The sequence below is a fragment of the Labrys sp. ALF-8 genome (genome assembly GCF_059699065.1).
Genome location: NZ_AP048537.1, coordinates 1,511,102 through 1,536,741, shown reverse-complemented (window position 1 = coordinate 1,536,741; position 25,640 = coordinate 1,511,102). Strand labels below are relative to the sequence as shown.

The window sequence follows — 25,640 nt, the reverse complement described above, 5'->3', positions numbered from 1 at the left end:
GGCGCTATCCCCGTATCGCCCGGACCAGTGCCTCATGGTCGATCGCCTCGACCACGCGCCCCTGCCGGCCCTTCATCGTCTCGGCAGCCAGCATGGCGTTCACGACCGCCTCCTCGACGCCCTCGACCACGGCCATGAACAGCCCATCCAAGAGGTCGTTTGACACGGCCGTGAAGCTCAGCCGCGGCGGTTCAGGCAGCTTACCTTGGCCATTGGCGGTGGTGAAGGCGAGGAAGATGTCGCCGGAGGAATTGCTTGCCGGCGTGCCGCCACGGCCGACGCCCAGCGCCGCCCGGCGGGCCAGCCGCTTCAGCTGCGTTGGAATCAGCGGCGCATCGGTGGCGATGACGACGATGATCGAACCCTGCTCACGCGCACGGAAGGTGCCTTCAGGCAGGCGCTCGCCCACCGGGACACCGCCGATACGGAACCACGGGCGGCGCCCATGGTTGGCCTGCACCAGTATGCCCACGGTGAAATGATCCGGTCCGATGTCGACGCCGCGCGAAGCCGTGCCGGTGCCGCCCTTCCACTCATAGGCGATCATGCCTGCGCCGCCGCCGGTATTGCCTTCCGCCACGGGGCCGGAGGTGGCGCTGTCGAGTGCGGCGGCGACATCGGCCTGGGTCACCGCCAGCCTGGCAATGTCGTTGAGGTAGCCGTCATAGGTCTCGGCCACCACCGGCAGGGGCCAGAAGTCGTCGGCGAGTTCGGCCGGAAACCGTCGGGCGAGCCAATGCACGGCGCCGTGGTGGGCCATGCCGACCGACATGGTATTGGTGATCAGCACCGGGCCGGCGAAGCAGCCCGCCTCCTCGATCCAGTGTGTGCCCGTCATCTCGCCATTGCCGTTGAGCGAGAAGAAGCCGGCCCAGACGGGCTCCAGCAGGTCGGAAGCCGGGCGGGGCAGCACGGCGGTGACGCCGGTGCGGATGCTCTGGCCCTGGATCAGCGTCGTCGCTCCCACGCCGACGCCGGCCACGTCGGTAATCGCGTTGAACGGTCCCGTGGGGCTGGCGAAAGGCAGGCCGAGCCCTCGCGCCCTTGTCTTGCCTGCGGGGCCGTGGGTGATGGGATCGAAAGGCATGACGCGCACCTGCTTGTCGGCGACGCACCTCTATAGCCGGATTTGGGGGAGAGGGGGATGCGGCAGTTGGACGGAGCTGTCCTCCGTCCTGCCCTTCGTGACGCAAGCGTCCAGACATGCCATCAAGGGACTTGACGAACCCGCCCTGATTCCCGCGATGTGATCCATGTCCAGGCCTGCCACTTCCTTCAACGGCTTCGGCGACAAGGCGCTCCCTTTCTTCCGAGCGCTCGATTTCCACCAGGACCGCGCCTGGTTCCAGGAGAATCGCGAGCTGTATGAAACACACGTGCTCGGTCCCCTTGGCGCTTTCATCACGGCGCTGAACGATGCCTGCGTCGCCAAGGACCTGCCGATGCGCGGCTCTCCCAAGGGCTCCATCTTCCGCATTCACCGCGACGTGCGCTTTGCCAAGGACAAGCGCCCCTTCAAGACCCACGCGGGCGCCGTGATGACGCGTTCGGGCACCAAGAGCGATCCGGGCCTGTTCTACATCCACATCGCCCCCGAGGGCTGTTTTGCGGCTGCGGGCTTCTATGACCTCGAGCCGAGGCAACTCGCCGTTTTCCGCCACGCCATCGTCGCCTCGCCGGAGAAGTTCCGTGCCATGAACGCGAAGCTGGCCGAAACCGGCCTTTCCTTCGATCCGCAGTGGAGCCTCAAGCGCCCGCCGCGAGAGGCCGCCGGCATCGACGACGCAGATCTCGTCGCGGCCCTGAAGCTGAAATCGGTGGTGGTGCACCACGTCCTCGCGGAGGCGGCCATCTACAAGTCCGGCCTGGTGGCTGAATGCACTGCTTTCATCGAGGCGGCCCTGCCGCTGCTCGATTTCGGCTGGGCGGCGCTGGCCGAACTCGAACCCGAGCGCGGGTGACGCCAGCGTCGCAGAGGCTGGTTCTGCTCCCCTCAGATGATTTGCCGGCATCGGATGCCACGGGCGGCCGGGGTTCAGCTGTATCGCTCGCTGGCGGGGCAAACTTCGCCTTATGACGACAAAACCCCTTGACCTTTGAGCTCCGAACAGGCTTTCGTCTCCCGTGGCCTGTCCCGGTAGCTCAGCAGGATAGAGCAACGGTTTCCTAAACCGTAGGTCAGGGGTTCGAATCCCTTCCGGGACGCCAGTCATCGCATGCCGTCGAGACTAATCCGGGCATCTGCTGCTGACTTCCTTGTGTGTCGCCTAGCTCATCCGCGATATCGCAAGGCCTCGACCAGAAGCGCGAATGCGGGGGCCTGCTGGCGGCGGCTCGGGTAGTAGAGGTGATAGCCTGAGAAGGGCTCGCACCAGTCTTCGAGTACACGGAGCAGACGCCCGCTTTCGATGTGGGGCATGGCTTCGATTTCAGGGACGTAAGCCAGCCCCAGGCCACCGATCGCTCCCTTCAGCAGGAGCGAGACGCTGTTGAAGACGAGCTGGCCGTCAACGCGTACACGCAGTTCGCGTCCCTTCTTTTCGAATTCCCAGGCATAGAGACCGCCATGCGTCGGCAGGCGAAGATTGATGCAGCGATGAGCGGTCAGCTCCTGCGGCGTGCGTGGACCCTTGTTCTGCCTGAGATAATCGGGGGCGCCGACGACAGCCATGCGCATTTCCGGGCCGATCGGCACAGCGATCATGTCCTTGGCAACCATTTCGACGTTGCGGACACCGGCATCGTACCGTTCCGCGACGATGTCGGTCAGGCCGAAATCGATGACGATCTCCACCTTGATGTCGGGATAGTCCGGCAGGAATTTTTCGAGCGCCGGCCACAGGACCATGTTGGCGGCGTGTTCGTCCGCGGTGATGCGGATGGTGCCGGCCGGCTTGTCGCGGAGCTCGGCAAGCGCCGCCAGCTCGGCGTCGATCTCATCGAGCCTGGTGCCCAGCGTCCGGGCGAGGCGGTCGCCGGCTACGGTCGTCTGGACGCTCCGTGTCGTCCGTGTGAGCAGGCGAAGGCCGAGGCGACTTTCCAGATTGCGGACGGTCTGACTGAGAGCGGATTGCGAAACCCCCAGCTTGGCGGCTGCCTTCGTGAAGCTGTGCTCCCGGGCTACCGCCAGGAAGGCCGCCAGGTCGTTCAGGTCCGCACGCGCCATTCATGAGTCCTGCTTATTAGTTCATTCGAATAATACGATCTAATCAGGGGTAAGGAAAGGAGCTACCTTTGGCTCGGAAGGTCGGCGGATTGAAATTTCCGAAAATGCCGCCAATCGCACGGTCGCGCCGAAGGAGGCCCAACATGAATATCCAGCGCAGCGGTTCGCAGCCTTCGGGAAAAGGACCCGAAGCGTATTTCACCGGCACGGTCCGGATCGATCCCTTGATGAGCCCGCCCGAGCCGGCAAGAGTTGCAGGTGCCAGTGTCACCTTCGAGCCGGGCGCACGCACGGCGTGGCACACCCATCCACTCGGCCAGACGCTGATCGTCACGTCCGGCCTCGGCTGGGTGCAGCGAGAAGGCGGCCCGATCGAGGAGATCCGCCCGGGCGACGTCGTGTGGTTCGAGCCGGGCGAGAAGCACTGGCACGGCGCGACGCCAACCACCGCGATGACGCATATCGCCATCCAGGAGAAGCTGAACGGCTCTCCGGTCGACTGGCTGGAAAAGGTCAGCGACGAGCAGTACGGGGCGTGAATGCCCGTCAAGCTAATGCGAAAGGTTTGCTATCGTGATCAAGGACAAGGTGGTGATCATCACAGGCGCGTCGTCGGGCATTGGCGAGGCGACCGCGAAGCTGCTTGCCGGGAAGGGGGCCAAGGGCGTCCTCAACGGTGTCGCTGCCGTGCTGCCGACCTTCATGGAGCACAAATCCGGGCACGTCATCGCGACCTCGTCGGTTGCGGGGCTCAAGGCCTACCCGAATGGCGCGGTCTATGGCGGGACCAAGTGGTTCGTGCGTGGATTCATGGAGGTCCTGCGCATGGAGTCGGCGATGGAAGGGACCAACATCCGCACCGCGACGATCTACCCGGCCGCGATCAACACGGAACTGCTGGATAGCATTACCGACAAGCAGGCCTCGGAGGCCATGCATGGCTTATACGCCAGGTTCGGCATTTCACCGGACCGGATCGCCGATGTCGTGGCATTTGCGCTCGATCTGCCGGCGGACACCACGGTCAATGAATTCACGGTGGGACCGGCAAACCAGCCCTGGTGAGAAGCAGCCGGGAGAGGTCTCGCGTATTCCATGCAAAGGAGAAAAGAATGCCACATGTCATTGTGAAGCTCTGGCCCGGCAAGTCCGAGCAGCAGAAGGAGCGGCTTGCCGAAGCGATCACCCGGGAGGTCATGAGCATCCTCGGTTACGGCGAAGGGTCTGTCTCGGTCGGCTTCGAGGAGGTGAGCGCCGATGATTGGCGCGACAAGGTCTATCGACCCGATATCGTCGACAAGGACGAGACGCTCTACAAAAAGCCCGGTTACCGGATGTGATCGCAATGCCGTGGGATAAGGCCGAACTCGCCCGGATCGCCGCCGCCGACGATCTGTACATCGCACCATTGCGCGAGGATGGGAGGACCTACGGCACTCCGACCTGGATCTGGTCCGTCGCCGTCGATGGTGACCTCTATGTACGGGCTTACAACGGCAGGAACTCTCGCTGGTTCAATGCCGCGAGGAGCCAGAAGGCGGGCCGCATCACGGCTGCCGGGACGACCAGGGAGGTCACTTTCGAGACGGTCGCCGGTGACATCAACGACCGCATTGACGAAGCCTACCGCGCCAAATACCGGCAAAGCCCCTATCTCGATCCAATGACAGGTGCGCGTGCGCGAGCAGCCACGGTGAGGATCACGCCGCGTGCCTGACTGCTCGCGCGGTGCCCGGCGTCAATTCCGCTGTTCGCCTCCTGTCTCCAGAACGCAGAAAAGCGCCCCTTCGGCCATCGGCCGAAGGGGCGTGTCCTTGCATGTTGCTCTATCGTCCGCGGGCCATCATCATCGCGTTCAGCATGCCTCTCAGCTCCGACAGGGCGCGGGCATTGGCGCCGGCCTTGTCGTCGAGCTCGTCGAGACGGGCGATGATCGCGTCGCTGTTGCGCGCCACCTCCCGGTTCGTGTCCCTCGCATTCTGGGCAAAGCTGCCCGAAAGAGCCTCCAGCTTGTCGCCGAGATCCTCCACCGCCCCCGGAAGATTGCCATGAGCGATGGCCGGGCGGCTCTGGCGCCTGCCGTAGACCAGGGCTCCCAGGCCGCTCAGCGTGGCGGTGATCAGGCCCGCGGCACCCGCCCACACGACTTGGCTGTCCCACCACATCATACGTTCGCTCCTTCTCGGCGCGCGTGCCGGGCGATCAGCGCCTTGGCTGCATCGGCTCCGCAGCGGGCGCAGGCCAGCAGCGAGAAGGCGATGATCACACCATGGAACGAAAGGCTCGACGTCGCGCCGGACAATGCGATGCCGGCAAACAGATAGCCCCACACGCCCGAGCCGAGGATGGCGCAGGCGAGACGGATCCAGGGGGTGCCGCCCGGCCAGCTGCCGTTCACCTTCAGTCCGGCCATCCACAGCGCACCCGTGCAGGCCATCGCGGCTCCCAGGAGATTCTCAGGCATGCTGGCACTGGAGTAGCCGGCAAAGAAAGGTGTGAGAAAGGCATTGGGAAGTGACACGATGGTAAGGCCAAGGGCGAGGAGAAGCGACGCCAGCAGCCATTCGACGTCACGATTACGGCTCATGCTTTGGCTCTCCTCTCACTCATGGGGCTACCACCTTGCGGGAGGGCTGTGCATCGGCCGCGGCCTGGCTGGTCATGACCACGCGGGCGACTTCGGGAAGGGCGGCAGCCTTGGCCACTTGCGCTGAGGCGCGATGGCTCCAGAAGCTCCAGGCGAGAGGCACGAGAGCGACGGCGACGCCGGCGATGAGGGTTACCTGGTCGGAATCGATCCAGCCTCGTCCGACGGCGTAACCTCCCACGGTGGAAACGATCCAGCGCGCGGCACTGAGCACTTGCTCCTGTGTGACGGCGGTCATGTCAGGCTCCTTTCAGGGCTTCCGCGGCGGCCGCTTCGAAATCGGTGTCGGCCTGCGCGTTGAGGGTGTCGATGGCGGCGGCCTGGTCGGGCGTGAGGGCGTCGTTGCCCTGGAGCGTCTCGATGATGCCCTGCACGGTCGGCACGAGGTCCTGCGCTTCGGCGAGGATCGTGGGCAGCCATTGCTCGAGCAGGGCCACGATCCGTTCGACCGTCCGGTTGTCGGTCAGCTTGTCGACGAGGTTGAGGATGACGGTGAGCACGAGGCCGATCATCTGGATGTCGGCCGTGCGATCGGTGGGGGTCTGGGTGTTCACGGGGAGATTCCTAGCGGGAGAGGTCTTGCTTGACGGCGGCCGTCGCGGCGACGACGGCATCATAGGCGGCCGTGATGCCGACGCCGGCGGGCGAGCCCTTGGAGGCCGTCCACAGGCTATCGCGGGCGGCCCGGCCGGCGCGCACATCCTTGACGAGTGTCGGCACCACGCTCGGCTGCCTGCAGGCAGCCCGGATCGTGGATTCGCCGTCGGCGCAGTTCCGCAGGCGCAGATACTGCGTGGCCGAGACTTCAACGGCATCGAAGGCCTGTACCGCGATGGCGATGTTCTTTTGGGACACCGTGACGCCGGCAATCGTCTTGAGAGCCGTGCAAGAGCCGAGGGTAACGGCGAGCGCGAGCGTCGCCGCCTGGGCAAAGCGGAGGGACATGAGAGGTCCTGTGTTGTCGGGAAGAGGGAGCGGTGGGGCGGGCCGGGCTACCGGATCATCGCCAGGGCGGTTGCCTGGACGAGATTGACCCGGTTGGTCCAGCCGCGTGCGAAGCTGAACCATGCGGGCAGGGCGCGCAGGAAGCCGAGCCGGCGGTGGCAAAGCGCCTTCACGAGGCTGGCGTGGTCGTCGATGGATTGAACCGCCTGGAGGGTGACGGCGCCGATATGGCCGTCGACGGTCACGCCGAGGCAGGCCTGCAGGGTTCGGGCGGCGCGCACCGGGCCGGCATTCACGCTTTCGTCGAATACGCAGTAGTCGATGGGCGAAGGCAGGTCGGCATAGCGTATGGGCTCGGCATACTGGCGTGTCAGGATCTGCGTGGCCTCGGTGAGCGTGAGGCCTTTCACCTCGATCGGGCTTGCCTTGCGCCCGAGCTTGCGCCAGGCACCGAGGGTGGCGGCCGTAATGCCGTATTTGGTGGCGCCCCCGCGGTCTTTCGGATCGTTCACGAAGCCGCCTTCTGAACCGAAGACGAGCGAGATGGAGTGGGCGAGTGTATCGCTCATGAAGAAATGTCCTAGGAAATCTGATTGTTTTCGGCAGTAAAATACCGGTGCCCGATCTTCCTGGGCGCAGGGTGCAATCTTGCGCCACCGGCCGAAGCCGGATACAGCTTGTCCCGGGAAACGGAATCTTCATCCGGGGGGGTGCAGTCAGTATATGACTTTTACGTCGACCAATTTTCTACTTTTTTGTGTAATATTCTTTCCGCTCTACTTCCTGTCGATAACCAGGTTGCGGCTGAACAATTTCCTGTTGCTGGCCGCCAACATGATCTTCTACGGTTGGGTACATCCCTATTTCGTTGTGTTGCTGCTGCTTTCCACGGTTGTGGATTTCTCTCTTGCCTTGCTGATCGACCGTGAGGCGAACCAGTCGAGACGACGAGTGCTGCTCGCGGGAAGCATTGCAGTCAATCTTCTCTTCCTGGGTTACTTCAAGTATACGAATTTTATCATTTCATCCTTCAATGATATTTCAGGAGAGAAGTTCAATCTGCTCACGGATGTCATTCTGCCGGCGGGCATCAGTTTCTATACGTTTCAGAGCATGAGCTATACGATAGATGTCTACAAGGGGCATATGCGCGCCACGCGGTCCCTCGTCGACTATCTCGGCTTCGTGTCCTTCTTTCCCCATCTCGTGGCCGGCCCCATCATGCGCGCGACCGTGCTGTTGCCGCAGATCCAGCGTGAGCGGCGCTTCGATCCGTTGATGGTGGAAGATGGCGCGCGCCAGATCCTGTGGGGCCTGGCCAAGAAGATCTTGGTGGCGGACAACCTGTCGGATGCGGTGGAGGCAGCCTTTTCTGCTCCTGGCCAGCATTCGGCAGTGTCCCTGCTGATTGCCGGCGTGTTCTTCTCATTCCAGATCTATGCCGATTTCTCTGCCTATTCCGATATCGCTATCGGCACGGCCAAGATCATGGGCATCAGACTGATTCGTAATTTCGATACACCCTATTTCGCGGTCAACATCATCGACTTCTGGCGCCGCTGGCACATCTCGCTCACCACCTGGTTTCGCGATTACGTGTTCTTCCCCATGGGTGGCTCGCGCGTATCGACGTCGCGCTGGTTGTTCAATATCTTCTTCGTCTTCCTGCTTTCAGGCCTCTGGCATGGCGCCAACTACACTTTTCTGGTCTGGGCGCTGATCCACGCGGCGACATATGTCGCCGTAGCCCTGGCCCATCGGGCCGGCCTGCGCATGCCCGAAGGGACGTTTCCAGCCATCGTATCCGCCTTCGTCACCTTCCTGTTCGTCACGCTCGCCTGGATCTTCTTCCGGGCCGCCGACGTCTCGACGGCGTTCGAGATCCTCGGCCGCATCGCCGATCCCCGCCTGTGGCATTTCCAGCGTTCGTTCTGGCAGACCACGCATTGCGAGACCGCAGTCAGCGTGATTGCGCTGATGGTCGTGGTGGAATGGTTCACGCGGCGCTGGGAGCATCCGCTCGCCATCGCTGCATGGCCAGCCCTGGCAAGGCGGGCAACCTATGTCGCGCTGCTCGCGGCCGTCGTCCTCTATGGTGCAGCCAATGAAGCCTCTTTCATCTACTTCCAGTTCTGAGGCCGCCGGCGCCCTCTTCATGGTGCAGGACCGCGCGGGCTATCTGCGGGTTGCCGGCAAGCTGGCGATTTTCCTGGCGGCGTTCGCGGTTCTGGAAGCCCTGTCCTACCTGTTCATCCCGCCGCTTCACCCCCTGCAGGAGGTCTCGCAGAAGAAGCCTCCTCTGCTGCAGGCAACGCTGGACAGCGACGCGCACTATGACACCTTCTTCGTCGGAAGCTCGCTGACGGAGGAGGGGATGAATCCCGATGCCTTCGCTGCCGGATGGGGCGGTACGGCCTTCAACGCCGGTCTCGCCGGCACGGCGAATGTGACCTTCGCCAAGACCGTGATCGAATCGATCATCGAGAAGAAAAAGCCCAGCCTGATCGTCTATGGCATCGAGCATTTCGCCTTCGATCGCGGCGTCAAGGAGCAGGACACCCAGATGTTCCGCTTCCTCAATCTTTACCGACAGAGGAGCCAGATCAAACGCTGGCTTGGCCGGGCCGTTCGCGGCCGGTTCCAGAAATTTCCGGCGTTCTGGGACGCCCGCGCCCACGTTACCGACTTCGACAGGCGATTTCGCAGGTTTGACGGGGCGGAGCTGCATCCGAACGGATGGGTGGAGGTACACGCCTTTGCTAGCATGGTGAAGAATGCCGAGAGTCCCTTCCCCGGGCCGTTCCAGGAGCCGCCGGTGCAGGTCATGGCCATTGAGGCCATCAAGGCGCTCTCCCGCAAGACGGGCATACCGGTCGTCTTCGTGCAGTATCCGCAGTCCGACCGGGCGCTTGCCTCTTCGCCGCAGCGCTATCCGGGGTTTCGTGCCTTCATGAAATCGCATGTGACGGACGACGGCTTCGTGTTCCTCGACTTCAACTTCGAGCACCCGTTTCCCCATGAGAATCCCAATCTCTACTACGACGACAGCCATCTGAACTCGGATGGTGCACGGACCTTTGCGCCGCTGCTGGCGGCTGAGATTGCCAAGCGCTGTCATCGCGAGGACGCGAAGGTGGTCTGCCGCTAGTCCCTGGCCTAGCGGCGTTCAGTTCAGGGTGAGGCCGGCGCCTGCGATCCACAGGGCATCGGCCTGGTCTTCGGTCATGCCCCTCGCTTGCAGGAACGCCTCCACAAACGGATGGTGGCGATGGAACTCGCCTGTCCCCGCAAGCAGCATGCGGGCCGGAAACTGCTGGTCCCGGGGCAGGCCGGCGATGAAATCGGCAAATGGCCGGGGCAGCATGCCGACCTGCACGGCGGCGAGCGCGTCGTCCTGGCTGATGATGGCCTGCAGGGCCGCCACGGTGAAGAACTGCCAGCGGGTGAGGGCTTCGGGCACCGGGGCGACGTCCGCCGCGATGTCGTAGAGCGTGATCGCCTTGCCGCCGCTGAGCTCGTAGCGCGGCGCGCCGACGGCGTGGAAGCCCGTGGGCGCGGTGAAGGGCTGCGGAACCGCGAGGCCGATCGCCGCCAGGGCTTCGGCCGTCCAGATCTGCTCGATGATGGGCGGATAGAGCACGTCCCCGATGCGCTCCCCCGTCCAGGGCTGCAAGGTGTCGAGACGAATGAGCATCAGGCTACTCCCAGGTAAGTGATGACGATGAGGCCCTGTGCGCCGGGGCCACCGTTCTGGCCGGTCGTCGAACGGGCACTGCCGCCGGCGCCGCCGTAGAGGCCGCCAGTCGGGCCAGCTCTCGTGTTGTCGATGTTTGACCGCCCGCCGCCGCCGCCTCCGGAGCCGTGCGTGCTGTCAAATTCCGAGCCGGGCAAACCGGGATTGGCGATGCCGGTCGAGACGCCAGCACCACCCGCACCGCCGAAGCCATTGTCGCCGGCACCACCGTTGCCCGGATTGGATGCGCCAGCGACGCCGTTTCCATTTGGTCCCGCCGCGCCGCCACCGCCCGCGCCGCCACCATTGCTATCACCGCCCCGACCACCGGAATACTTGACGTCGCCAATGCCCGAGGCTGCAGCACCGCCCGCGCCGCCCGGCCCATTGCCGGCATCGCCGCCCACGCCGCCTTTGGCCCCGATGAAGGTCCCCGCACCGGCATAGGTCGTAGCTCCCATCCAGGTATCTTCACCGGAGGGAGCAATTCCGGCTCCCGAGCCGGGTCCAGCCCCATTGCCGACGTAGTAGGGGACCGAGGCGCCCGGCATCAGGGTGACATTGTTCTTGCGAGAATATCCGCCGCCACCGCCGGCGCCCGGATTCGTATTGGCGCTCAGGCCGGCGGCCCCGCCTCCGCCGATCGTCTCGATCTGGTTGTTCGAATTGTTCCAGTCACTCGGAACGACCCATGTGTTGAGGCCGGTCGTGGTCAGGAAGATGCGCTTGGTGACGTAGGTGACCTGCGCACCGGGATTGACGATAATGCCGGGCAACATCAGGCGATCCCCTTCACGAGAGAAGCATGAATGCGAGATGTCGAGGCGTCTTCCACGACGTAGTAGAGCTTGTCCCAGGCATTTGCGGCCGTGGAAAGAGACGGAGCCGTCCCCCCGGCGAACTTCCACGCCGAGCTGAAGGCAAGCGTGCGGTTGCCCGTCCCGTCCTGGTATATCGAGATGGAGCCTGTCTGCCCTGTCTTCATGTTGGTGGGGTTGCCGAGCGTGCGGTTGCCGCCGATGGACACGTAGAAGTTGAACCCGGTGGAGAAGTCCAGGGCGACGGTTGCCGCATCGGCAAGCTGGGGAGCTCCTGCCGCCGCCCAGACGTTGCCGGCTTCCAGCATCTTGTTCGCCGTCGCGGCCCGGTACTGGGACACCGTGGCGATGTCGGGTCCGACGGCGGGATTGCCGGCAACGCCGTCCCCGTTTGCCACCACCGCTCCTGTGCCGGCGGTGATCGTGCGGGCGACCACGGACCCGGAGGCGGTGCGGGCGATTAGGCCGTTCGAGGCAAGGCCAGTGAGGGAGGAGAGGATCGCCGCCGCCGCCTGGTAGACCGGGGAGAGCGCCGCGACGGCCGCCGTCACGAAGGCCGTGGTGGCCAGCTGTACCGTGCTGGTGCCCGCGGCGGCGGTCGGAGCGGTGGGGCTGCCGGTGAGCGCGGGCGAGGCGAGCGGCGCATAGGACGACAAAGCGACTGGCTGCACGGCCGTATCGGCCTTCGCGCCCTGTGCCGCCGTGGCGAACGACGCCGACGTGACGCCCGAATCCTTGAGCAGCTTGCCGTTGGTGCCGCTGAATGCCGCCAGCCTGTTGTCCGTCGAGCTGGCGGGACCGTTGACGTCGCCGCCCACCGCCGCACCCGAAGCCGAGATCACGGGGTTCTTCGGATCGGTGTTGTCGACGGTGATGTTGACGCCGGCATTGACAGTCTGGACCGCGCTGTCCGCTTTCGTCCCCTGCGTCGCCGTGGCGAAGGCCGAAGCGGCGGCGTAGGCGGCGGATCCCAGGGAGGCAGCATTGGCCTTCGCGTTGAGAGCCGTCTGCGTGGCCGTGCCGATCGGCTTGTTTAGGTCCGAGGTATTGTCGACGTTTCCAAGCCCGATATCGGCCTTGGTGCGGCCATCCGTGTAGGTCCTGGCGTTCGCCAGGATCGCGGCGTCGGCGGTGGCCTGCGCCGTCGACACGGGCTTGGCGGTGTCCGGTGTGTTGTCGACATTGCCGAGGCCCACGTCGCCCCGCCCGAGTGTCACATCGCCCGAACGCCCGGCCACGGAGGTCACGGCGTTGACCTGCGCGCCCGGCTGGATGCCGTCGAGCTTGGCCTTGTCGGCTGCCGACATCTGGCCGGACGCCGTGCCGGAGGCAAGACCCGCGAGGAGGCCGGCCTGCTCCTTCAGCCGCTGCCCCCACATGGTGACGCGGTCGAACATGCCGTTGAGCGTAGCCGCCGGCAGCGGCCCGCCGTCGAGCAGCGCGACGGGCTGGGTGAGCGGCACGTCGCGGTAGAGGATCAGCGTGGTGCCAGCGGCGGGCGGAACGAGCATCGTCACGGTTCCGCCGGCCGGATAGCCAGCTCCGGAGACGGTGTAGTCGACGCCCAGTATCTTGGTGCTCGCCGATCCGTCCGCAGCCTGCACCTGCACCACCAGGTCCGTGCTGGCGAAGAAGGGCGGCGGAAAGGCGAAGGCGAACGTGCTGCCGTTCCCCGCATAGGAACGGCGGTTGTCGTAGGAGGAGATGGTCATGAGGCTTCCATGAAAAAATCCGCCTGGAGCTCGGCGAGGAAGGCCTCGCCGATCCGGTTGCGCGAACCCTTGGGCCGCCCGGCGGGATTGCCGGACCGGCCCTTGCTGAAGCGCGTCGCGGGCTTTTCGGCCCGCTCGGCGCCGGCCGGCACCGCCGGTTTCCTGGACCGGGCACGCTTGGGCGCTTCCGGTTCGGCGGGCTCAGCCACGGAGGCCGCCCTCCGGCCGCTCGACCCAGCCGGCGATCGTGAACTCGGGCTGACCGCCGGGCTGGGCGCCTGCCAGCACCACCACCGGAAGCCTGCCAGGGTTGTCGGCGCGCCCGGCGAGAAACTCGTCGTGAAGGGCGTCGACGGCGGCGATGAACTGGCCGGAGGTCGAGGAGAGCTCGCGCACGCCGCCGCCATGGCGCTCGGACAGCTGCAGCGTCAGGCGCACGCCGCGCTTGAAATGCGGCGCGGGCGCCTCGGGCCATTCCTGGCCGAGGGGGAAGAGGCGCATGTCCGGCCTGGTGCCATGGCCGAAGGCCATCCAGCCCACCTCGATGGCATCCATGTCGAACACGGCGGCGAAGTTGTCGGTGATGTCGGTGGCCGTGACGCCGCGCGCGGTGCGGTCGATGCGCAGGAAACGCGCCTCCACGGCATGATACTTGACGATGGGCAGCTGCGTGCCGGCGGGCCTGTAGTCGAAACCGAGAGCCATTGAAAAGTCCTGGAACTGAGAGGAAAGCGCTGGAAGCGCGGAGATGCCATCGCCGTTGCGGGCGGATGGCTGCCGATCCGGACCGTGCCGGGGAAACCCCGGAGCCCAAAAAGCGAAACCCGCCGCGGCAAGCCGGGCGGGTGACCAGAAAGCAATGGGCTGCAGGGGGCGGCGGGCAAGATACCTGCCCGGAATCAAAAAGCCCGGAGCTGGGAGGCTCCGGGCGCAACAATCCACGGTGGATATGTGACGTTTATGCCATCCGGCGGCAACGGCGTCAAGAAAAAAGAACATAAAGGGAACAAAATGTTCCCGGGCGTGCTCTCCCGTCGGCGGCTCGCGCCTTTCGGCGTGCGGATCATCCGGGTAGGATGGCAGGCATATACAGGTATGGCTAGAACGGGAACGATATGCCGGCCAGTGACGACAACCGCCTCGGTACCTATCTCAGGGATCGCCGGACCCGGCTCGACCCCGCCGCCTTCGGATTGGACGGCGCCCGCCGGCGCACGCCCGGCCTGCGGTGGGAGGAAGTGGCACAGCGTGCCAATATCAGCCCCACCTGGTACACTTGGCTCGAGCAGGGCCGGGGCGGCGCACCCTCGGCCGACGTGCTGGACCGCATCGGGCGGGCCCTGATGCTGACCGATGTTGAACGTGAGCACCTCTTCCTCATCGCGCTCGGTCGCCCGCCCGAAGTGCGCTACCAGGCGGTCGAGGGGGTCTCGCCGCGTCTGCAGCGCGTGCTCGACGCGCTGGCGTTCAGCCCGGCCATCGTCAAGACGCCGACATGGGACGTGCTGGCTTGGAACCGGGCGGCCGCTTCGGTGCTGACGAACTACGCCGAGTTGCCTCCCGACCAGCGCAACATATTGCGCCTCATCTTCCTCGATCCCCGTGTACGCGCCGCCCAATATGACTGGGAGGGCGTTGCCCGCTTCGTGGCGGCGGCGTTCCGGGCGGATGCCGCGCGTGCCGGGGCCACGGAGAGGGTGGGCGATCTGGTGGACGAGCTTTGCCGTCTCAGCTCCGAATTCGCCGCCATGTGGCGCGACAACGACGTGCGCAGCTATGGCGAAGGCGTCAAGCGCCTGAAGCATCCCGTGGCGGGGCCGATCGCCTTCGAATTCTCGGCCTTTGCCGTCGACGGCCGGCCCGACCTGGGCATGGTGGTGTACAACCCCGCCACGCCGGAGGATGCCGAGCGCGTGGCAGCCTTGATGAAGGGGCCGTGAGGGTCCGCCGCCCGTGTTGGCACCTCCTTTCCAGGGAGGTCATATTTTCATCAGTCTTTCCCAGGGGCATGCCATAGCCCTTCGTCCGTTGCCGGCCTAACCTCCGCCGTACCTGCAAGCGAAGGAGCAGAACGATGACGAATGTCGCGGAACAGTTCGCCGAAACCCTGGCCGCGGCCGGCGTGAAGCGCATCTATGGCATCGTGGGCGACAGCCTCAACGGGCTCACCGACGCCATCCGCCGCCAGGGCAGGATCGAATGGCTCCATGTCAGGCATGAAGAGGTCGCCGCCTTCGCGGCCGGCGCCGAAGCTCATCTCACCGGCAGCCTTGCCGTCTGCGCCGGAAGCTGCGGGCCGGGCAACCTCCACCTCATCAACGGGCTGTTCGACTGCCATCGCTCGCGGGTGCCGGTGCTCGCGATCGCCGCGCATATCCCGTCCGCCGAGATCGGATCGGGCTATTTCCAGGAGACCCATCCGGAGAATCTTTTCAGGGAATGCAGCCACTACTGCGAGTTGGTCTCCAGTGCGCGCCAGATGCCTCGCGTGCTCGAAGTGGCGATCCGCGAGGCAGTCGGCAAGCGCGGCGTCTCGGTGGTGGTGATTCCGGGCGACGTCGCCCTCCAGGCCGCCGAGCCCGCCTCGGCGCCGAAGGGCGAGACGCTTCTGCCGGCCGCACCCGCCGTGATTCCGGGCCGGGACACGCTGGACAAGCTCGCCGCACTCCTCAATTCCGCCGAGCGCGTCACCCTGCTCTGCGGCGCGGGCTGCGCCGGTGCCCATGCCGAACTCGTCGCCCTCGGCGAGCGGCTGAAGGCCCCGATGGTGCATTCCATGCGCGGCAAGGAACATGTGGAGGGCGACAATCCCTTCGATGTCGGGATGACGGGGCTGATCGGGTTCTCCTCCGGCTACTATGCCATGCTCGACTGCGACGTGCTGCTCATGCTCGGCACGGATTTTCCCTATCGGCAGTTCTATCCGAAGGATTCGAAGACCCGCATCGCGCAGGTCGACATCAGCGCCGGGCAGATCGGCCGGCGTGCGCCGGTGGACCTCGCAGTGGTCGGCGACGTCGGGCAGACGCTCGCCGCCTTGCTGCCTCTTCTCGAGGACGGCCGCAGCGATGCCTTCCTCGCCAAGGCGCAGAAGCACTACGCGCAGGCTCGCAAGGACCTCGACCGCCTCGCGGAAGGCAAGCCGGGGCGCGGCCTCGTCCATCCCCAGCAGGTGGCCAAGGCGATCGGAGACCTCGCCGCATCGGACGCCGTGTTCACCTGCGATGTCGGCCTGCCCACCGTCTGGGCGGCGCGCTATCTGTCGATGAACGGCAAGCGGCGGCTCCTCGGCTCCTTCTGGCACGGCTCGATGGCCAATGCGATGGCGCAGGCCATCGGCGCCCAGGCCGCCTCGCCTGGCCGGCAGGTCGTCTCGCTCTCGGGCGATGGCGGATTCACCATGCTGATGGGCGATCTCATCAGCCTCAAGCAGCTCAAGCTGCCGGTGAAGGTGGTGGTCTTCAACAACGGTGCGCTCGGCTTCATCGAGCTCGAGCAGAAATCCACCGGATTCCTCAATTTCGGCACCGAACTGGAGAATCCCAACTTCGCGGCCATGGCCGAGGCGATCGGCATTCGCGGCATTCGCATCGAGGATCCGGCCGAGGTCGAAAGCGCCATTGCCGCCGCCCTGGCACATGATGGACCGGTCGTCGTCGACGCCGTCGTTAACCGCACGGAACTCGCCATGCCGCCCTCGATCACCGCCGAGATGGCCAAGGGCTTCTCGCTCTACATGGTGAAGGCGATCATGAACGGGCGGGCTGACGAGGTGATCGATCTGGCCAGGAGCAATCTCTGGCGCTGAGGGGAAGCTGCGCCGCCGCCTTGGCGAACTACTGGATGCGTTCCGGCCGCCTGGCGCACGTCCGCCATCCGTCACCCTCTGGAATGGACGGCTCGAAAGGAAGGCATCCGGACCCGCTTCGTCATTTGGAGCCGAACTTGTCGAACGTACCGCCCCAGCTGAGCGTGAGCGTCTGCTGGCCGTCGTGCCAGTAGTAATTTGCCTGGACCGTCGAGTTCTTGAAGCGCAGCAGGTCGGCCGAAAGTCCTATCGGCAGGAGCGCCTTGCCGATGTCCTTGACATCGCCGATTCCGGAGATGCGGTTCACCTTGCCTTCCAGGCCGGCAAATCCGTTCTCCGCATCGGGAAATCGCAGCGACAGTCGGTTCACTGCCTCGACGACCAGCGAACCGACGACATTGTCGCCGATCAGCCCGTCGAGCCAGTCGCGGAACTTCGTCTTCAGCAGCAGCTCATTGGCAAGATGGCCCCAGAAGGTGGGCGTAACGACGGCGCCATCGGGAGTGGCCACCACGAAGCCGCGTTCATCGATATGGATGTTGCATTCGCTTTCGGCAACGGCGGCATGGAGCGCAGTGAAAGTCAGCCGCTTGCCGGTCTCGCCGAATCCGAGGGAAATACGCTTGCTGCCGTAGCTGCTGGCGGGCAGCAAAGCCGGACGGGGCTGCGGGGGCGGACGCCATTGCTCGCGAAACCCCTCGCCGATGGTCGCGCCAAGGGAGGCCTTGAGGGCCCAGTGCTTGGGATCCTCCTTCATGCTGATCATCGAGGCGTTGGCCGGGCGCGGTGCCCGCGTGGCATCGAACGAAAGCGCGCCGGCCCCGGGCCGGGGCGATTTTCCCGCACCGGGAAGCTTCATACGGCCGCCCAGCTCGGCCTGGAGATCGTCGGGATCCACGGCCTTGAAGGTGATGCCGTCCAGCGTGTTGTTCGCCACGCGCAACGTGCCTGACTTGATGTGCTTCAGGATATCGATGGGTGGGATCAGGTCCCGACACCTGGCTATGATCACGTCCAAAGTTCTTTGCTGCGGCTCGTCCATGATCGGTTCTCAACAGCCCTGCCGGGAGGCAGGGGCAACGGCAAAATCCTGCCGACGGACCCAGGTTCGGCCGATTTCTTGCACCCGGCCTGAGCGGGGTGGACGGCTCTTCCACTCAAGACTGAGGCCAACCGATCGAGTTGGCAAGTGCGAACCTCCCTGTTCCGCCCGCGGCCCCGGCCGTGCCATGCTGGGCCCGAGGCCCGCCGCTCGGGTCGATATGAGAAGGAGGCGCTATGATGCCGGCAGCGACCGATCACGCCCTGCGCCGGACCGTTTGCCTGGTTGCTCTCCTCAATCTCGGCTATTTCGGCGTCGAGTTCGCGGTTGCGCTCGCCATCGGCTCAGTCTCGCTCTTTGCCGACAGCATCGACTTCCTGGAGGATGCCTCCGTCAATCTCCTCATCCTGGCGGCGCTGGGATGGTCGGCGGTGCGGCGGGCCCGCGTGGGAATGCTGCTGGCGGTCATTCTGATGGTGCCCGCGCTCGCCACGTTGTGGACGGCCTGGGACAAGTTCTCCACACCCGTGCCGCCAGCACCGCTGCCGCTCTCGCTTGGAGGTCTGGGGGCGCTCGTCGTCAATCTCGGCTGCGCGCTGATGCTGGCGCGCTTTCGCGCCCATGCCGGCAGCCTGACGAAGGCGGCGTTTCTCTCCGCCCGCAACGATGCACTCGCCAATGTCGCCATCATCGCCGCCGGCCTGCTGACGGCGTACACCTTCTCGGTCTGGCCCGACCTCGTCGTCGGCCTCGCCATCGCCGCCGTGAACGCGGATGCCGCCCGTGAGGTCTGGGAGGCGGCGAGGCAGGAACATCGCGAGGCTGTGGCCTGAGACGAGGGGCTTCGTCCACCTTCCAGCGGAGGCGAATGTCGGCCTGCTCGATCGCCCCGCCCTCTTGCAGCGGCGTCATTTTGCCGTATGAACCCGGGATCGATTTCTCGCAGAGGGGGACTGGCAATGCCAGGAAGGCATAGGGCTTCTCGACCATTCCCGGTTCGGCTCTGCGCCTGCGCCGGCCTGCTCGCCTTGTTCCTTGCCGTGCTGCTGCCGCCGCCGGCTTCGGCCCATCGCAGCGCGGCCGGTCGTACGGACGGTCTGCCGATTCCCACCCTGACCCACGGCCAGATGGCAGTGATCGCCGAGAATCGCGCCGAGATCCTCGCCCTGGCAGACAGACAGCCCTTTCCAGACATGACGTTCTGGCGCCTTCGCAACTATGTCGGCCTGCAATATGCCGCCTGCCTCTGGGGTCTCGTGCCGGGCAGCATCGCGGATGAGGCGAGCCCCTTCAACGAATGCAGCCACGCTTATCTGTCCGGCGTGCGGGCGCTGCTGCTGCACATGAAGACGATGCCGGGCGACACGGCTGCCGCAGCCGCGCTGGTGGACCGGATCAATATGGAAATGCTGCAGAAGAACGCTTCCCTCGTGGTCTGCCGTTTCAGCGAGGAGCCCTTCAACACCGCTGAGATCGTCGGTCCGCACTGGAGCGAGATTCCGTTCCACGGCCCGAGCCTCCTGGCCATGCTCGGCCTGGCGGCAGCCTTCGCCGGCGGCCTTGCGATGTTTTCCCGCTTCCTGCGGGGGCCGCGTGCGGAGGCTGCCGTCGCCGCCGGATGAGGAACAGGATCGATTGCCTACGGCGGATCTCTGCCCGGGCAGGTGCTCGTAACGCCGGCTTCGGCGGAACATCGTGAAGGGAGTGCCGCACCTTGCGCATCATGTGCCTCAACGGCTGGGGCGGGAAGCTTCACGATCGGCTCGTCCCTTATCTGGCGGCAGCAGCGCCCGACATTCTCTGTCTTCAGGAGGTGGTGCACAGTCCGGCTTCGGCGAGGGACTGGCTCGACTATCGCGACGGCAATCACCTCCTGGCGCAGCGCGCCAATCTCTTCCGCGACGTTTGCGCCGCATTGCCAGACCATGCCGGCATCTTCTGTCCGGCTGCCCAAGGGGTGCTGTGGGATGGGGAGGAGCCGGTTCTCTCGCAATGGGGGCTGGCGACCTTCGTCCACAAATCGTTCCCGATCATTGGACAGGTCCAGGGTTTCGTGCACAAGTCCTTCTCGGCGGACAGCTATGGCGATCATCCCCGCTCACGCAATGCCCATGCCGTCCGCGTCCATGACTTCTCGAAGGCCCGCCAGGTCTGCGTTGCCCATATGCACGGCTTGCGCGACCTAGGCGGCAAGCACGACACGCCCGAGCGCCTTGCGCAGGCCCGCAGGTTTGCCGACATCTGCAGCTTCGTTTCGGAACCCGGGGACGGCGTTGTCGCCTGTGGCGATTTCAACATCGAGCCTCAAAGCCTGACGTTCCGAATCCTGGCTGAACTCGGCTTGGCCGACCTCGTCACCGGGCGCGGCTTTACCGATACGCGCACATCGCATTATCGCAAGGCCGGACGGTTTGCCGACTACATGCTCGTCAACGACCGTGTCGACGTCCTTGGCTTCGATGTGGTGGCACAGCCTGAGGTGTCCGACCACCGTCCGTTGCTCATCGAGATCTGACCCGACGCCCGGGTGACGGGGCAGGCCGCGCCGAACGCAACCTGCCCCGCCGGGGCGGGATCTCAGGGCTTCACGGTGAAGCCGTAGCTGCCCTTCGTCACGTGCCCGTCTTTCGATAGGGCATGCCAGTCGACCCGATAGGCGCCGGCCTTGAGGCCCGGCGGCACGGACAGCATCAGCGTGGTGTCGCCATCCATAAGCATCGCGCCGTTGGTGGGGACCGCGGCCTTGTCCGGGCCTGTCACCGTCACGCCGGAGAATTTCAGGTTGATCGCTTCGCTGAAAGTCAGGTCGAGCTCGGCCGGGGGTGCTTGCACCGTGCCGTCGGCCGCGGGAACGGCCGATTTGAGATGGGCGTGGGCGAAGGCCTGGCCGCCCAGGCCGACGGCAATGAGGGAGGCAAGGACAGTCTTCGCAAGGAGGGGCTTTGTCATGTTGATTCCTTTCAGGGCTGAAGTGGGCGGCGAGCGTTCCACTGCCCGCCGCTTCGGTGTCAGGCGAAGGCCCGACGGATGGGGGGGACGGTGCGGATCACCAGCAGGTCGAAGCCGAGCATGGCGAGGATGGCGAGGCCGGTGATCGGAAAGGCGAGGCCGATGGCGACGGCAGCCAGCCAGAGGAAGCGATAGATCCTCGGCTCCACGGGATAGGGCGGCACACCGATCCGGCCGGCGGGACGGCGCTTCCACCACATAGTCACGGCCGAGACCGACAGGAGGATGATGCAGATGCAGGTCGCCAGCATCACGAGTTGGTTGGCGAGGCCCCATTGCTGGCCCTGGTGGACGTTGATGCCAAACTCGATCGCCTTGCCGACCGGCCCGTAGTCGGCGAAGCGGATATCGGCGAGCGGCCTGCCGCTGTACTGGTCGATATGGATGGTACGCTCCTGCGCGAGATCGGGCGGGTAGATCGCCGCCGTATAGACGCCGGTCTCGTCCTGCGGGATCGCCATCTCGAAACCTTGCGCGATGCCGAGGTTGCGGGCCACGGTGATTGCCTTGTCCAGGCTGATGGGCGTTCCGCTGCTGTGAGCTTCCGAAAGGGGAACGGGAGCACCCTCCATCGTCCAGCCCGGGTTGGCGATCACGGCCTGGGTCGGCAGGGTGGAGAGGGGCACGTCATCCCAGACCTGCGCGGGGTAGCCGATGCCGAGCCTGCCGGCGTAGTCGTTCAGCGTGGCTCCCCAATAGCCGGACCAGGGCAGGCCGGTAATGGCGAGGAAGAAGACGAGGCCGCCAGCGAGGACACCCGTGACCGCGTGAAGATCGCGCCACCAGACCCGCCGCCGCGGTGAGCCGCGCACCGACACGATGCCGCCCGCCTGTCCGCGCGGCCACCACAGGTAGATCCCGGTCACTACCAGCACCAGCGCGAAGCCAGCCACTGCCTCGATCAACCGGTTGGCGAAGGCGCCGAACAGTTCGAGGCTGTGGATCTTCTTGAGGAGATACATCGGCTCGCGGTCCGCACGCAGCACGTCGAGCACCCTGCCGTCATAGGGATCGATATAGACGAGGTGCTTGCTGCCGCCGGCTTTCACGCTCACGACGGCAGGAGCCGTCCGCGTCGCCGGATCGGTGTAGGAGCCTGGGGTGGAGCCGGGCACGGCAGCGATGGCCCTGGAGACGAGTGCACTCGGTTCGAGTGCCGGCCTGCCTGGATCCGCGACCACGCTGCGATAGGCGAACACCGTCTGGTTGATCTCGTTCTTGAACAGATAGAGCGAGCCGGTGACGGCCAGAAGGACGAGGAACGGGATGCTCAGCAATCCCGCATAGAAGTGCCAGCGCCAGATCGCTCGGTAGAGCGACAGGCGCGGAGAGCCAGTGGGCTGGCTCCCGTCGAAAGTAGTCATGGCGATATCCTGCATTCGCCTGCGCGCCGAGGGACGCGCAGGCGTCGCAGCTCAGGCCAGGCTGGTTGAAAGGGGCCGGGAGAAGGGCACGCGTGCCCGCGCACCGGCGGGCGGCCCCTGGGAAAGGCGCGGCGTTCTCAGCCGGGTGGGGACCGGAGTGCGTGCCGGGGCCGGCGCCATGGCCAGGATGCGCACGAGCGGCACGCGCTGTGCCAGACCGCTCGCGGGGGGCAGGATCACCGGTGCGTGAAGCGTGCAGAGATCGCAACAATCATGAGCCGGCGCGCCGGGCTGGCCGCCTGTTCCGTCATCGGTGTGGCAGATGGAAAGGACCACGCCGCCGATGACGATCACGGGCGGTGCGCCATCGGCCGGGCTTGCAAGACCGCGCGCCATTCCCGCCAGCGAAAGTGCCAGCACCATCAGCGCGGCGACGGTGCGCCGGAGAGCGATGAGGTTCATCCAGTCCATGCCATCATGCCACGGCAAGAGGGGAATCCTGTCAAGCCGGGCGCCTTGTCGCACAGGACGCCACGTCATGCCCCATGAGCCCCCTTTATCGAAAAGGGCAATCCTCACGGGCGCTTTCCCAGGGGAGACACATGGGAGTCGATCTTATTCCGCCGCTTGGAAATTAATCGCGATGTCCTTGCATGTCGCCATCCGCATGCGGCTGCCCTTCATGCGGGTGATCGCCATGCATCTCACCGCCCGGTATGATGTGCAGGGCTCCCAGGCGCACGCCGCGCTGGGTGGTGACGCCATCGGCGAAGGCCGTGACGTCGCGGACGCTGCCCCTCAGCACCGCGACCTCAAGGCAGTCATGTTCGTCGACATGGACGTGCAGGGTCGCCACCGAGAGATCGTGCTTGTGGTGCTGGGCCGCGGTCAGCCTGCGGGCGAGATCACGCTTCTCGTGCTCGTAGACATACGAGAGCGTGGCCAGGCACTGTGCATCATCGTCTTCCGCCGACTGCCCGCGCGTCACGGCCTCGCGCACGATGTCGCGCAGCGCCTCGGATCGGCTTGTATAGCCGCGTCGGGTGCTGAGGCGATCGATGGTCTCCAGCAGGTCGTCGTCGATGCTAATGGTGATGCGCTGCATACCGGCTTTCCTCACCGCCGTTGGAGATGCCTCAATAGCCCGCGTTCGCTCCCGTCACGCAAGGCCTTCGTGCGCCGCGTGCCTGGCTATGTCATTTAGCGGTAGCCCCGTAATCACATTCATGGAAAAGTGCATACGTTGATGTGAGAGCGAGTCCGTGCTGCCAAACCCATTCGACGACAATCCGGCCGGCGTCCATGTCAAGGCCGCTTCGACCCTTGTGTTTCTCGTCGTCGCCAATGTCGCCGCGTGGCTCTGGGCATGGCTGGCTTTCGCCGACCGGCCGGCCCTGCTCGGCACGGCTTTCCTCGCCTACATGTTCGGCCTGCGCCATGCCTTCGATGCCGATCATATCGCCGCCATCGACAATGTCGTGCGCAAGCTCATGCAGGAGGGGAAGTCGCCTTTTTCGGTGGGTTTCTTCTTCTCGCTCGGACATTCCAGCATCGTGGTCATCGCCTCGGTCATCATCGCGGCGACGGCGGCTGCCATGCAGGGACAACTCGAGGAGTTCCACGATATTGGCGGCGTGATCGGCACCAGCGTGTCGGCCTTGTTCCTCCTGCTCATTGGCATCGCCAACCTCTTCATCCTCAGGGGCATCTGGGCCGCGTTCCAGCGCGCCAGGCGCGGGGAGAAGATCGTCGACGAGGATCTCGACGTACTGCTGGCCGGGCGCGGGCTGATCGCTCGGCTGTTTCGGCCGCTGTTCGGCATGGTCTCACGTTCCTGGCACATGTACCCGATAGGCTTCCTGTTCGGCCTCGGCTTCGACACGGCCACGGAGATCGGCCTGCTCGGCATTTCGGCTGCGCAGGCGGCGCAGGGCATGTCCTTCTGGACCATCCTGGTTTTCCCCGCCCTTTTCACCGCCGGTATGTCGCTGATGGACACCGCCGACAGCGTGCTGATGACGCGCGCTTATGGCTGGGCCTTCGTCAACCCCATGCGCAAGCTCTGGTACAACCTCACCATCACGGCCGCGTCCGTCGTCGTCGCCGTCTTCATCGGGGGCATCGAGGCACTTGGCCTGCTGGCCGACAAGCTCGGGCTTGTTGGCGGGATCTGGAGCGTCGTGGGTGAGATGAACGACAATCTCGCCAATTTCGGCTTTGCCGTCGTCGGCATCTTCGTGGCGAGCTGGATCGTTTCCACCCTGGTCTATCGCAGCAAGGGATATGACCGTCTTCCGGCGGGACAGCCCTAGGGAAGCTTCCGGGCCGTCAAGCGCGAGCAGCCGGCCTCACGAGTTGGAAGGTTGTCCGATGCCCCTCCATGCTGCGAGACAATCCTCGGGTGCGGCGGGGGCGCGGCCTTGCAGTATCGTGTTTCCCAGGCCCTGATCGCGTGATGGCGGTGCATAGGTGATACGGATCAGGTCTGCCGCCGTGCTTGCCTGTTCGGGCGTCCTTGCAAGGACGAGGGCATATTGGTCCTGCTGCCAGGCTGTCGGAAGCGATAGCCCACCGGGAAGGGCCGCTGTGCCTGCCGGTTCCTCGGGGCCTGTCTCACCCCGTTCCCGCGGATAAATCGCGATTACGCCTGGGGCCTCCCGTGCCGCTGCGAGGTCAAGTGAGGCGATCCGCCGCGAGGAAGGTGTCGAGGCGAAGACACCGTAGACGAGGCCGTCCGCTCTGGTAGCCAAGGGATGTGGAGCAGGGCGCGGCGAGGCTTGGACGAGGGTCGCGGTCCCCGCGGACAGAGAAGGCAACGGCGCAATCCCCTCCATGAAGGACAGGGCGGCCAGACCAACGGCCCAGACGGCGAGAGCGACTCCTCTCAACGCATCACGGCGTCCGATCTTGGTTTCAAGCATCTCACGGTCTCCGGCAGCAGAGAGGCCCCGAACGGCGGTTCATATTCGGTTCGTGAACCGGAAAGGCAGGGCGCTTCCGTCCCATTCCATGTCCTCGACGATACCCCCCAAGCGACGCGCACATCAGCCGGCGCGCCTTGCATGCGATCATGAACGCCATTCATCAATCCCTGAGCCGGACGAGCGGCGACGAGGGCAGTGTAGGCGAACTCTGAATCACGGTCGGCACACGAATGCGTGTGTGACGCGTGAGAAGGCGGAAAGACCGGGCGGCTGCTGTCATGCGGAGCGGAGCAGGAGTGGCCCGGCGAAGCCTCGAAAGAAGCGTGACGCGGTGCGGATGGCGTCCCGCGTCGTCATTTCGCAAGGACGCTGGCAGGACGAAACCCGCGAGGAGCAACTGCAAGTTCGTGCAAAGATGCTTAACCGGATCTTGCCACAGGGATGCGGCCTTGGCCGGCGTTGCGCGCTGGGG

Annotated in this window: 32 protein-coding genes and 1 tRNA gene; 14 read left to right on the top strand and 19 right to left on the bottom strand. The window is 65.3% G+C overall.

The genetic code is table 11. The features are described from left to right. Window positions 1-4 precede the first annotated feature (4 nt). Window positions 5-1,087 (bottom strand): DmpA family aminopeptidase, encoded by a 1,083-nt coding sequence (locus AC6H34_RS07070; RefSeq protein WP_497538339.1) that lies wholly within the window; start codon window positions 1,085-1,087, stop codon window positions 5-7. Between the two features lie 166 nt (window positions 1,088-1,253). Between AC6H34_RS07070 and AC6H34_RS07065 the strand changes: the two genes are divergently transcribed. Further along, entirely contained in the window at window positions 1,254-1,961 is a 708-nt protein-coding gene (locus tag AC6H34_RS07065; RefSeq protein ID WP_497538338.1) for a DUF2461 domain-containing protein, read from the top strand. A 170-nt stretch (window positions 1,962-2,131) separates the two neighbouring features. Next, a tRNA-Arg gene (locus tag AC6H34_RS07060) sits at window positions 2,132-2,208 on the top strand. A 64-nt stretch (window positions 2,209-2,272) separates the two neighbouring features. Here AC6H34_RS07060 and AC6H34_RS07055 read toward each other — a convergent pair. Next, on the bottom strand, window positions 2,273-3,166 hold the full coding sequence (locus AC6H34_RS07055) for a LysR family transcriptional regulator (RefSeq protein ID WP_448150665.1): 894 nt from the start codon (window positions 3,164-3,166) through the stop codon (window positions 2,273-2,275). Window positions 3,167-3,309: 143 nt separating this feature from the next. Here AC6H34_RS07055 and AC6H34_RS07050 point away from each other — a divergent pair, with 143 nt between their 5' ends. Genes AC6H34_RS07050 through AC6H34_RS07035 form a run of 4 tightly spaced genes read left to right on the top strand, consistent with a single transcriptional unit; the run spans window position 3,310 to window position 4,883 of the window. Continuing rightward, window positions 3,310-3,705, top strand: coding sequence for a (R)-mandelonitrile lyase (locus tag AC6H34_RS07050; protein WP_448150666.1), 396 nt, complete (start codon window positions 3,310-3,312; stop codon window positions 3,703-3,705). A gap of 34 nt (window positions 3,706-3,739) precedes the next feature. Next, on the top strand, window positions 3,740-4,231 hold the full coding sequence (locus AC6H34_RS07045; protein ID WP_497538337.1) for an SDR family oxidoreductase: 492 nt from the start codon (window positions 3,740-3,742) through the stop codon (window positions 4,229-4,231). Window positions 4,232-4,278: 47 nt separating this feature from the next. Continuing rightward, complete coding sequence (locus AC6H34_RS07040; RefSeq protein WP_497538336.1) at window positions 4,279-4,506, top strand: tautomerase family protein; 228 nt, start codon at window positions 4,279-4,281, stop codon at window positions 4,504-4,506. A 5-nt stretch (window positions 4,507-4,511) separates the two neighbouring features. Beyond that, window positions 4,512-4,883: a DUF2255 family protein gene (locus AC6H34_RS07035; protein ID WP_497538335.1), complete on the top strand. Its 372-nt coding sequence runs from the start codon at window positions 4,512-4,514 to the stop codon at window positions 4,881-4,883. A 109-nt stretch (window positions 4,884-4,992) separates the two neighbouring features. Here the strand turns inward: AC6H34_RS07035 and AC6H34_RS07030 are convergent, their stop codons facing one another. From AC6H34_RS07030 to AC6H34_RS07005, 6 genes are read right to left on the bottom strand one after another with little or no spacing between them, the layout of a single operon-like run. Beyond that, window positions 4,993-5,334 (bottom strand): hypothetical protein, encoded by a 342-nt coding sequence (locus AC6H34_RS07030; RefSeq protein WP_448150670.1) that lies wholly within the window; start codon window positions 5,332-5,334, stop codon window positions 4,993-4,995. Further along, complete coding sequence (locus tag AC6H34_RS07025; protein ID WP_497538334.1) at window positions 5,331-5,753, bottom strand: hypothetical protein; 423 nt, start codon at window positions 5,751-5,753, stop codon at window positions 5,331-5,333. Before AC6H34_RS07025 ends, AC6H34_RS07030 begins: the two co-directional genes overlap by 4 nt. 19 nt (window positions 5,754-5,772) lie before the next feature. Then, window positions 5,773-6,051: a Pam3-gp28 family putative phage holin gene (locus AC6H34_RS07020; RefSeq protein WP_497538333.1), complete on the bottom strand. Its 279-nt coding sequence runs from the start codon at window positions 6,049-6,051 to the stop codon at window positions 5,773-5,775. A 1-nt stretch (window position 6,052) separates the two neighbouring features. Continuing rightward, window positions 6,053-6,367 (bottom strand): hypothetical protein, encoded by a 315-nt coding sequence (locus AC6H34_RS07015; RefSeq protein ID WP_497538332.1) that lies wholly within the window; start codon window positions 6,365-6,367, stop codon window positions 6,053-6,055. A gap of 10 nt (window positions 6,368-6,377) precedes the next feature. Next, the gene (locus tag AC6H34_RS07010; protein ID WP_497538331.1) at window positions 6,378-6,758 is read right to left on the bottom strand and encodes a hypothetical protein; all 381 of its coding nucleotides are present in this window, start codon (window positions 6,756-6,758) and stop codon (window positions 6,378-6,380) included. Between the two features lie 47 nt (window positions 6,759-6,805). Then, window positions 6,806-7,327, bottom strand: coding sequence for a glycoside hydrolase family 108 protein (locus tag AC6H34_RS07005; RefSeq protein WP_497538330.1), 522 nt, complete (start codon window positions 7,325-7,327; stop codon window positions 6,806-6,808). A gap of 154 nt (window positions 7,328-7,481) precedes the next feature. Here AC6H34_RS07005 and AC6H34_RS07000 point away from each other — a divergent pair, with 154 nt between their 5' ends. Then, window positions 7,482-8,894 (top strand): MBOAT family O-acyltransferase, encoded by a 1,413-nt coding sequence (locus AC6H34_RS07000; protein WP_497538329.1) that lies wholly within the window; start codon window positions 7,482-7,484, stop codon window positions 8,892-8,894. Beyond that, complete coding sequence (locus AC6H34_RS06995; RefSeq protein ID WP_497538328.1) at window positions 8,863-9,906, top strand: SGNH/GDSL hydrolase family protein; 1,044 nt, start codon at window positions 8,863-8,865, stop codon at window positions 9,904-9,906. Before AC6H34_RS07000 ends, AC6H34_RS06995 begins: the two co-directional genes overlap by 32 nt. Before the next feature lie 18 nt (window positions 9,907-9,924). On the opposite strand, the gene AC6H34_RS06990 is transcribed toward AC6H34_RS06995, so the two are convergent. The 5 genes from AC6H34_RS06990 to AC6H34_RS06970 are packed head-to-tail and all read right to left on the bottom strand — an operon-like array spanning window position 9,925 to window position 13,726. Next, window positions 9,925-10,452, bottom strand: a complete 528-nt coding sequence (locus tag AC6H34_RS06990) for a hypothetical protein (RefSeq protein ID WP_497538327.1) — start codon at window positions 10,450-10,452, stop codon at window positions 9,925-9,927. Continuing rightward, window positions 10,452-11,270, bottom strand: a complete 819-nt coding sequence (locus AC6H34_RS06985; RefSeq protein WP_497538326.1) for a glycine-rich domain-containing protein — start codon at window positions 11,268-11,270, stop codon at window positions 10,452-10,454. The genes AC6H34_RS06990 and AC6H34_RS06985 overlap by 1 nt, the downstream gene beginning before the upstream one ends. Further along, complete coding sequence (locus AC6H34_RS06980) at window positions 11,270-13,021, bottom strand: hypothetical protein (protein ID WP_497538325.1); 1,752 nt, start codon at window positions 13,019-13,021, stop codon at window positions 11,270-11,272. Before AC6H34_RS06980 ends, AC6H34_RS06985 begins: the two co-directional genes overlap by 1 nt. Further along, on the bottom strand, window positions 13,018-13,230 hold the full coding sequence (locus AC6H34_RS06975) for a DUF5681 domain-containing protein (RefSeq protein WP_497538324.1): 213 nt from the start codon (window positions 13,228-13,230) through the stop codon (window positions 13,018-13,020). The genes AC6H34_RS06980 and AC6H34_RS06975 overlap by 4 nt, the downstream gene beginning before the upstream one ends. Next, the gene (locus tag AC6H34_RS06970) at window positions 13,223-13,726 is read right to left on the bottom strand and encodes a hypothetical protein (protein WP_497538323.1); all 504 of its coding nucleotides are present in this window, start codon (window positions 13,724-13,726) and stop codon (window positions 13,223-13,225) included. Before AC6H34_RS06970 ends, AC6H34_RS06975 begins: the two co-directional genes overlap by 8 nt. A 410-nt stretch (window positions 13,727-14,136) precedes the next feature. Here AC6H34_RS06970 and AC6H34_RS06965 point away from each other — a divergent pair, with 410 nt between their 5' ends. Both AC6H34_RS06965 and poxB read left to right on the top strand, forming a co-directional pair. Continuing rightward, the gene (locus AC6H34_RS06965) at window positions 14,137-14,961 is read left to right on the top strand and encodes a helix-turn-helix transcriptional regulator (protein ID WP_497538322.1); all 825 of its coding nucleotides are present in this window, start codon (window positions 14,137-14,139) and stop codon (window positions 14,959-14,961) included. A gap of 134 nt (window positions 14,962-15,095) precedes the next feature. Further along, window positions 15,096-16,829 (top strand): ubiquinone-dependent pyruvate dehydrogenase, encoded by a 1,734-nt coding sequence (gene poxB / locus AC6H34_RS06960; RefSeq protein WP_497538321.1) that lies wholly within the window; start codon window positions 15,096-15,098, stop codon window positions 16,827-16,829. A gap of 121 nt (window positions 16,830-16,950) precedes the next feature. Here the strand turns inward: poxB and AC6H34_RS06955 are convergent, their stop codons facing one another. Beyond that, window positions 16,951-17,871: a hypothetical protein gene (locus AC6H34_RS06955; RefSeq protein WP_497538320.1), complete on the bottom strand. Its 921-nt coding sequence runs from the start codon at window positions 17,869-17,871 to the stop codon at window positions 16,951-16,953. A 236-nt stretch (window positions 17,872-18,107) separates the two neighbouring features. Between AC6H34_RS06955 and AC6H34_RS06950 the strand changes: the two genes are divergently transcribed. From AC6H34_RS06950 to AC6H34_RS06940, 3 genes are all read left to right on the top strand, one after another. Beyond that, window positions 18,108-18,704, top strand: coding sequence for a cation efflux transmembrane domain-containing protein (locus AC6H34_RS06950; RefSeq protein WP_497538319.1), 597 nt, complete (start codon window positions 18,108-18,110; stop codon window positions 18,702-18,704). 126 nt (window positions 18,705-18,830) lie between these two features. Beyond that, entirely contained in the window at window positions 18,831-19,493 is a 663-nt protein-coding gene (locus AC6H34_RS06945; RefSeq protein ID WP_497538318.1) for a hypothetical protein, read from the top strand. Window positions 19,494-19,585: 92 nt separating this feature from the next. Further along, entirely contained in the window at window positions 19,586-20,386 is an 801-nt protein-coding gene (locus AC6H34_RS06940; protein ID WP_497538317.1) for an endonuclease/exonuclease/phosphatase family protein, read from the top strand. Between the two features lie 62 nt (window positions 20,387-20,448). Here the strand turns inward: AC6H34_RS06940 and copC are convergent, their stop codons facing one another. From copC to nikR, 4 genes are all read right to left on the bottom strand, one after another. Continuing rightward, window positions 20,449-20,820, bottom strand: coding sequence for a copper homeostasis periplasmic binding protein CopC (gene copC, locus AC6H34_RS06935; protein WP_497538316.1), 372 nt, complete (start codon window positions 20,818-20,820; stop codon window positions 20,449-20,451). A 59-nt stretch (window positions 20,821-20,879) separates the two neighbouring features. Further along, window positions 20,880-22,244: a PepSY-associated TM helix domain-containing protein gene (locus AC6H34_RS06930; RefSeq protein WP_497538315.1), complete on the bottom strand. Its 1,365-nt coding sequence runs from the start codon at window positions 22,242-22,244 to the stop codon at window positions 20,880-20,882. 51 nt (window positions 22,245-22,295) lie between these two features. Beyond that, on the bottom strand, window positions 22,296-22,733 hold the full coding sequence (locus AC6H34_RS06925; protein WP_497538314.1) for a hypothetical protein: 438 nt from the start codon (window positions 22,731-22,733) through the stop codon (window positions 22,296-22,298). A 145-nt stretch (window positions 22,734-22,878) separates the two neighbouring features. Next, window positions 22,879-23,349, bottom strand: a complete 471-nt coding sequence (nikR, locus tag AC6H34_RS06920) for a nickel-responsive transcriptional regulator NikR (protein ID WP_448150706.1) — start codon at window positions 23,347-23,349, stop codon at window positions 22,879-22,881. 157 nt (window positions 23,350-23,506) lie between these two features. Between nikR and AC6H34_RS06915 the strand changes: the two genes are divergently transcribed. Further along, window positions 23,507-24,556: a HoxN/HupN/NixA family nickel/cobalt transporter gene (locus AC6H34_RS06915; protein ID WP_448150707.1), complete on the top strand. Its 1,050-nt coding sequence runs from the start codon at window positions 23,507-23,509 to the stop codon at window positions 24,554-24,556. A gap of 36 nt (window positions 24,557-24,592) precedes the next feature. On the opposite strand, the gene AC6H34_RS06910 is transcribed toward AC6H34_RS06915, so the two are convergent. Continuing rightward, complete coding sequence (locus AC6H34_RS06910; protein ID WP_497538313.1) at window positions 24,593-25,165, bottom strand: hypothetical protein; 573 nt, start codon at window positions 25,163-25,165, stop codon at window positions 24,593-24,595. Window positions 25,166-25,640: the final 475 nt, after the last annotated feature.

Bases quoted from the DNA above. Each gene is read 5' to 3' on its own strand.
- AC6H34_RS07070 (WP_497538339.1), bottom strand. From the start codon at position 1,087: ATGCCTTTCGATCCCATCACCCACGGCCCCGCAGGCAAGACAAGGGCG.
- AC6H34_RS07065 (WP_497538338.1), top strand. From the start codon at position 1,254: ATGTCCAGGCCTGCCACTTCCTTCAACGGCTTCGGCGACAAGGCGCTC.
- AC6H34_RS07055 (WP_448150665.1), bottom strand. From the start codon at position 3,166: ATGGCGCGTGCGGACCTGAACGACCTGGCGGCCTTCCTGGCGGTAGCC.
- AC6H34_RS07050 (WP_448150666.1), top strand. From the start codon at position 3,310: ATGAATATCCAGCGCAGCGGTTCGCAGCCTTCGGGAAAAGGACCCGAA.
- AC6H34_RS07040 (WP_497538336.1), top strand. From the start codon at position 4,279: ATGCCACATGTCATTGTGAAGCTCTGGCCCGGCAAGTCCGAGCAGCAG.
- AC6H34_RS07035 (WP_497538335.1), top strand. From the start codon at position 4,512: ATGCCGTGGGATAAGGCCGAACTCGCCCGGATCGCCGCCGCCGACGAT.
- AC6H34_RS07030 (WP_448150670.1), bottom strand. From the start codon at position 5,334: ATGATGTGGTGGGACAGCCAAGTCGTGTGGGCGGGTGCCGCGGGCCTG.
- AC6H34_RS07025 (WP_497538334.1), bottom strand. From the start codon at position 5,753: ATGAGCCGTAATCGTGACGTCGAATGGCTGCTGGCGTCGCTTCTCCTC.
- AC6H34_RS07020 (WP_497538333.1), bottom strand. From the start codon at position 6,051: ATGACCGCCGTCACACAGGAGCAAGTGCTCAGTGCCGCGCGCTGGATC.
- AC6H34_RS07010 (WP_497538331.1), bottom strand. From the start codon at position 6,758: ATGTCCCTCCGCTTTGCCCAGGCGGCGACGCTCGCGCTCGCCGTTACC.
- AC6H34_RS07005 (WP_497538330.1), bottom strand. From the start codon at position 7,327: ATGAGCGATACACTCGCCCACTCCATCTCGCTCGTCTTCGGTTCAGAA.
- AC6H34_RS07000 (WP_497538329.1), top strand. From the start codon at position 7,482: ATGACTTTTACGTCGACCAATTTTCTACTTTTTTGTGTAATATTCTTT.
- AC6H34_RS06995 (WP_497538328.1), top strand. From the start codon at position 8,863: ATGAAGCCTCTTTCATCTACTTCCAGTTCTGAGGCCGCCGGCGCCCTC.
- AC6H34_RS06990 (WP_497538327.1), bottom strand. From the start codon at position 10,452: ATGCTCATTCGTCTCGACACCTTGCAGCCCTGGACGGGGGAGCGCATC.
- AC6H34_RS06985 (WP_497538326.1), bottom strand. From the start codon at position 11,270: ATGTTGCCCGGCATTATCGTCAATCCCGGTGCGCAGGTCACCTACGTC.
- AC6H34_RS06980 (WP_497538325.1), bottom strand. From the start codon at position 13,021: ATGACCATCTCCTCCTACGACAACCGCCGTTCCTATGCGGGGAACGGC.
- AC6H34_RS06970 (WP_497538323.1), bottom strand. From the start codon at position 13,726: ATGGCTCTCGGTTTCGACTACAGGCCCGCCGGCACGCAGCTGCCCATC.
- AC6H34_RS06965 (WP_497538322.1), top strand. From the start codon at position 14,137: ATGCCGGCCAGTGACGACAACCGCCTCGGTACCTATCTCAGGGATCGC.
- poxB (WP_497538321.1), top strand. From the start codon at position 15,096: ATGACGAATGTCGCGGAACAGTTCGCCGAAACCCTGGCCGCGGCCGGC.
- AC6H34_RS06955 (WP_497538320.1), bottom strand. From the start codon at position 17,871: ATGGACGAGCCGCAGCAAAGAACTTTGGACGTGATCATAGCCAGGTGT.
- AC6H34_RS06950 (WP_497538319.1), top strand. From the start codon at position 18,108: ATGATGCCGGCAGCGACCGATCACGCCCTGCGCCGGACCGTTTGCCTG.
- AC6H34_RS06945 (WP_497538318.1), top strand. From the start codon at position 18,831: ATGCCAGGAAGGCATAGGGCTTCTCGACCATTCCCGGTTCGGCTCTGC.
- copC (WP_497538316.1), bottom strand. From the start codon at position 20,820: ATGACAAAGCCCCTCCTTGCGAAGACTGTCCTTGCCTCCCTCATTGCC.
- AC6H34_RS06930 (WP_497538315.1), bottom strand. From the start codon at position 22,244: ATGACTACTTTCGACGGGAGCCAGCCCACTGGCTCTCCGCGCCTGTCG.
- nikR (WP_448150706.1), bottom strand. From the start codon at position 23,349: ATGCAGCGCATCACCATTAGCATCGACGACGACCTGCTGGAGACCATC.
- AC6H34_RS06910 (WP_497538313.1), bottom strand. From the start codon at position 25,165: ATGCTTGAAACCAAGATCGGACGCCGTGATGCGTTGAGAGGAGTCGCT.